At 72.9% G+C, this 5,174-nt stretch carries 4 protein-coding genes; 3 read left to right on the forward strand and 1 reads right to left on the reverse strand.

From position 1 onward, the window contains the following. Positions 1 to 1,027, forward strand: a 1,027-nt coding sequence (locus tag AB8Z36_RS31580; RefSeq protein ID WP_369216814.1) for a sensor histidine kinase, incomplete at its 5' end; no start/stop codon positions are given. After that, on the forward strand, positions 1,024 to 1,680 hold the full coding sequence (locus AB8Z36_RS31585; RefSeq protein WP_369216815.1) for a response regulator: 657 nt from the start codon (positions 1,024 to 1,026) through the stop codon (positions 1,678 to 1,680). The genes AB8Z36_RS31580 and AB8Z36_RS31585, both read left to right, overlap by 4 nt. A 60-nt stretch (positions 1,681 to 1,740) precedes the next feature. Here AB8Z36_RS31585 and AB8Z36_RS31590 read toward each other — a convergent pair whose 3' ends face one another. Continuing rightward, entirely contained in the window at positions 1,741 to 3,288 is a 1,548-nt protein-coding gene (locus tag AB8Z36_RS31590; RefSeq protein WP_440582047.1) for an MFS transporter, read from the reverse strand. A gap of 725 nt (positions 3,289 to 4,013) precedes the next feature. Here AB8Z36_RS31590 and AB8Z36_RS31595 point away from each other — a divergent pair. Continuing rightward, positions 4,014 to 5,174 (forward strand): PucR family transcriptional regulator (locus AB8Z36_RS31595; RefSeq protein ID WP_369216817.1); only part of this gene is annotated, 1,161 nt, incomplete at its 3' end.

Below are 5,174 nucleotides of genomic sequence, written 5' to 3' on the forward strand. Positions count from 1 at the left end.
GCAGCGGCCCATCCTCACGTTCGTCATCACCTCCGCGACGGCCGTGGTCATCCTCATGCAGGACATCGCCACGGCTGTCGATGCCGCGCGACTGGTCGCGCTGCTCAATGTGGGCCGCAACTGCCGACCCGTGCAGTTGGCGGTCTGTATGGCGGTGGCCATCGTCCAGACGCTGGTGAGCGTCTCCACCCAGTACCAGGGCCAGACCACCGGCATGCAGACCGTGGTGCTCGCCATCGTCCAGGCACTCCTGGTGGCGGCGGTCGCCGCGGCGGGTGTGGTCGGCCGGGTCCTGAACGCGTACATCGTGGCGCTGCACGAACGGGCCGCCCGGCTGGAGGTCGAGCGCGACCAGCGTGCCCGCCTCGCCACCGCCGCCGAGCGCTCCCGCGTCGCCCGCGAGATGCACGACATCCTGGGCCACACCCTCGCCGTCATCGTCGGCCTCGCCAACGGCGCCGCGGGGCTGACCGAGGAGAAACCCGAGCGCGGCGCCCAGGCCCTGCGCCTCATCGCCGACAGCGGCCGTGGCGCGCTGGCCGAGCTGCGCCGTCTGCTCGCCGTCATCGGCGAGGAGGAGAGGGCCGCCGATGCGCCGCTGAGCCCGCAGCCGGGCTTCGACGACTTGCACACGCTGCTCGAACGGGTCCGCGCCGCCGGTCCCGCCGCCACCCTGCACATCGAGGGCCACCCCGCCGACCTGCCGTCCGGCCTCCAACTCGCCGTCTACCGCGTCGTCCAGGAGGCCCTGACCAACACCCTCAAGTACGCGGCGCCCACCACCACCGTGCGGGTCGCGGTCGTCATCGGCGAGCAGGCCGTGGACCTGACGGTCGAGGACAGCGGACCGTCCCTCGCCGCCACGGGTGGCGACCCCGAAGGGCGCGGCCTGGTCGGCATGCGCGAGCGGGCAGCGCTGTACGGCGGCGGCGTCACGGCCGGACCCGACGACCGCGGCGGCTGGACCGTCCGCGCCCGCTTCCAGCTCACCACCCCCTCGGCACATACGGAGAAGCGCCCCGGATGACCACCATCCTCATCGTCGACGACCAGGCACTCCAGCGGCTCGGTTTCAGCATGCTGATGGAGCAGTACGCCGACCTGAACGTGATCGGAGAGGCCACCCACGGCGCCGAGGCGGTCCGTCTGGCCGCCGAACTCCGCCCGGACGTGGTCCTGATGGACGTCCGCATGCCCGGCATGGACGGCATCGAGGCCACCCGCCGCATCGTGGACTCCGGCGGCCGTTCCCGGATTCTCGTGCTGACCACGTTCGACCTGGACGAGTACGCGTACGGCGCGCTGCGCGCGGGTGCCAGCGGTTTCCTCCTCAAGGACGCCCTGCCCGACGAACTCGTCAGCGGCATCCGGGCCGTCGCCGCCGGGGACGCCGTCATCGCCCCCGGGCTGACCCGCAAGCTCATCGACGCCTACACCCAGCGTCTGTCGGGCCGGACGCCCGCGCAGGAAGCACGGCTCGCCGCGCTCACCGAACGTGAACGCGAGGTCCTCTGCGCGATGGCCAAGGGCTGGAACAACGCTGAGATCGCCGCGCGGCTGTGCCTCGCCGAGTCCACCGTCAAGACCCACGTGAGCCGGGTGCTCCAGAAGATCGACGTCCGGGACCGGGTGCAGGCGGTGATCTTCGCGTTCGACGTGGGGTTGGTGAACCCGGCCTAGCCGCCGCCGAGAAGCGGGTTCAACCAACCACCCGTCCGGGGCAGATGCGAACGAACCCACCTAGGCCGGTGTGTCGTTCCCGGTCGTCGGCGGCTTCCTGGGCTGGACGGTGAGACCTGCCACCAGGGCGGCGAGCAGCAGGACGCCTGCTGAGCACAGGTAGGCGACGGAGAAGCCGTGCACCGTGCCTTCGTCCAGGGCTGTGCCACGGTGGGCCGGCTCGTGTGCGTGCGCCTGGATGTAGCGGCTTGTGGCGCCGGTGGCGATGGTGTTGAGCAGTACGGTGCCCAGCGAAGCGCCCATCTGCTGGACGGTGTTGAGGGCGGCCGAGGCCACTCCGGCGTCCTGCGCGGGCACGCCCGCGGTGGCCGTCGCGTAGACCGGCATGAAGGTCAGGCCCATGCCCAGACCGACCAGCAGCAGCGCGGGCAGTACGTGCGGGACGTACTGCGTGTGCACGGTCAGGCGACTGAGCAGCACCATGCCGGTGGCGGCCAGCACCATGCCGGACGACATCAGGACGCGCGGTGCCGTGCGGGGCAGCAGCCGGGCCGCGATCTGGGTCGCACCGATGACGATCCCGGCCGAGACCGGCACGAATGCCAGGCCGGTCCGCACCGGCGGGTAGCCGAGGACGACTTGCAGGTAGTAGGTCAGGAAGAGGAAGACACCGAACATGCCGACGGTGGCCAGACCCATCGTCGCGAACGATCCGGCCCGGGCCCGTTCCCTGACGATGCGCAGCGGCAGCAGCGGGTTCGCCGCGCGGCTCTGCCACCACACGAACACGGCGAGCAGGGTCACACCGGCCACGAGCAGTGTGAGCACCGACGGGCTGGTCCAGCCGCGGGGTTCGGCCTCGCTCAAGCCGTACACGAGGGCGACGAGCCCGCCGCAGCCCAGCAGCGCGCCCGGCACGTCGAGGTGCCCGCCGCGACGTCCTGAGCGGTCGCGCAGGAAGGCCGGTGCGCCGAGCAGGGCGGCCAGCGCGATGGGCACGTTGACGTACAGAGACCAGCGCCAGGTCAGGTACTCGGTCAGCAGGCCGCCCACGACCAGTCCGACCGCGCTGCCGCCGCCGGCCAGCGCACCGTAGACCCCGAACGCTCGGGCCCGCTCCTTGGGGTCGGTGAACGTCGTCGTCAGCAGCGACAGGGCCGAGGGCGCCAGAACCGCCGCGAACGCGCCTTGCAGGGCCCGCGCCGCGAACAGCATCCCGGGTCCGGCCGCCGCGCCGCCCAGCGCTGAGGCCGCGGCGAACCCGGCCAGGCCGATGACGAAGGCACGTTTGCGGCCCACCAGATCGGAGATCCGGCCACCGAGCAGCAACAGTCCCCCGAAGGCCAGGGTGTAGGCGGTGATCACCCACTGCCGGTCGGCGTCCGACATACCGAGAGCGCGCTGGGCGGAGGGCAGCGCGATGTTCACGACGGTGCCGTCGAGGATCACCATCAGCTGGGCGAGGGCGATGACGGCCAGCGCCCACCAGCGCTTCGGATCGGGCACCGCTGCCGGAGGCACGGCGGGAACCTCGTGGCCCGGTGAACGGTCGGAGGCCGTGGAAGGGGTGGACGGGAGGGGTTGCCTACCGGGACGTTTCTTGCTCATGGCGATCACACGCGTTTCATGTCGAGGTGCTGTCGAGACAGCCGGCCGGGGACGGTCGCAGGGGTGACGACGGGCCGGTGCACACAGCACGGGGACACGGCATGGCGGTGGGGCGGCGGGCGCCGCGGACGGCGTCCGGGACCTGCCTCACCGGCGGCCATGTGTCACTCGCGCCGGAGCTCTTGCCGGTCGTGCGGCGAACAGCGCCGAGAGCACGGGATCAGCAGGAGAAGGGCCCGTCTTCGGGCACGCGCCCCCACGGCCGCGGCGACGAAGCGCGCAGGCCAGGACGTCCCGTGACGCGGCATCGCAGGAAGACGCCGAGGACAGGAAACAGGAGGGGGAGGGAAGTTACCGCGTGCCGCAGAGGAGGGAGGACACACGGCCGGAGGCAACTATGGCCGCAACGCAGTCGGCACGGTCCATGTCTCTCGCCTCCTTCCGGGCAGGGCACGCGGTGCGTGTCGGCGCCGAGCGCGCCGAGCGGGGCGGCAGACGACCTGCCGCGTGGAATCCGGGTCAGCGTACCCCATCGGCCGCACCGCGTGACCAAGGTTTCCGGGCGCCCCTTGAGGAGAACGAGCGGGCGTTGGACGACGGCGGCTTCCGTGCGAGGCGCCGAGGTCTCGGCTCAGGCAACCTTCCCGGCCTCCGGGCACTCTTACCCGACGCCCGCGCCACAGCCGGGCGCGGCGGCAGCGGTCGAGATGAGGGAAGGAACACCTGTGCACGGCTGTACCCTCAGCGGCCTGCTGGACGTCGTCGGCAGCCCGGCGCTACGGCTTCTCACCGCTCCGGCCGACCCCATGGCCCAGGTCACCGAGGTGCTCCTGCACGATCCGCACGCTCCGCTGCCGCAGGTGCCCGGTGCCCTGCTGCTCGCCGTCGGCGTGCGGGCCGCGGCGGCAGGACCGCTGGTACGGGCCGCCGCGCGGGCGGGGATGACCGGGGTCGTGGTGCGCGGTGCGGACGGACCGGCCGATGAGGCCCGGACGCGCGGCGTGGCGCTGCTGGCGATCGACGGGGAGACGGCCTGGCACCACGTGCACCTGCTGCTGGCCTCGGCGGTCGGCGCCCGGTCGGCGCACGGCGACGGGCGGGGCGATCTGTTCGCGCTGGCCGACGCGATCGCGGCGGCGTCCGGCGGGGCGGTGTCCGTGGAGGACCGGCGTCAGCGGGTCCTGGCCTACTCCACCGTGTCCGGTCAGCAGGTCGACGAGGAACGCCGGCAGGGCATTCTGGGGCTCCAGGTGCCGGACAGCGTGGAGAACGCGGAACAGGTCCGCCTTGTGTTCGCCTCGGACGGGCCGGTGTGGCTGCCGCCGATCACACCGCGCGGCCTGCCGCGGCTGGCGGTCGCGGTGCGGGCAGGCGGTGAGAGTCTCGGCTCGGTCTGGGTGGTCGACGGCGGCACGCTCGCCGCGGACGCCGAGGCGACCCTGGTGCAGGGCGCCTCGACGGCGGCGCTGCTCCTGCTGCGGGCCCGCGCCGCCCAGGAGCTGGCCCAGCGGCGGAACACCGAGCTGGTGCGCCGCCTGCTCGATGGTTCGGCGGATGCCACGGAGGCGGCACACCGCCTGGGCTGGGACACGGTCCGCGTGGCCGCCTTCGCACTGGGTCCCGCCGACAGCGTGCCGGACGCCGAGCGGGCCTCACTCCGACTGCTGGATGTCGTACGCCTTCAGTGCGACGCACGCTACGGGCGGCACGCGTGCGTGCTGGTGGACCAGGTCGTGTACGCGCTGCTGCCCGCGCCCGTCGCGATTCCCGSGCGCGGTCGACCGGGGGCACCGGAAGATGGCGCAGGACATCGTGTGCCGGGCCAACCGGTCGCTGCGGGTGCCGGTGCGCGGGGGGCTCGGCGAGGTGGTGTCCGGCCTCGGCGG

It is taken from the genome of Streptomyces flavofungini, assembly GCF_041028215.1.
In the GTDB taxonomy this organism is placed as follows: domain Bacteria; phylum Actinomycetota; class Actinomycetes; order Streptomycetales; family Streptomycetaceae; genus Streptomyces; species Streptomyces flavofungini_B.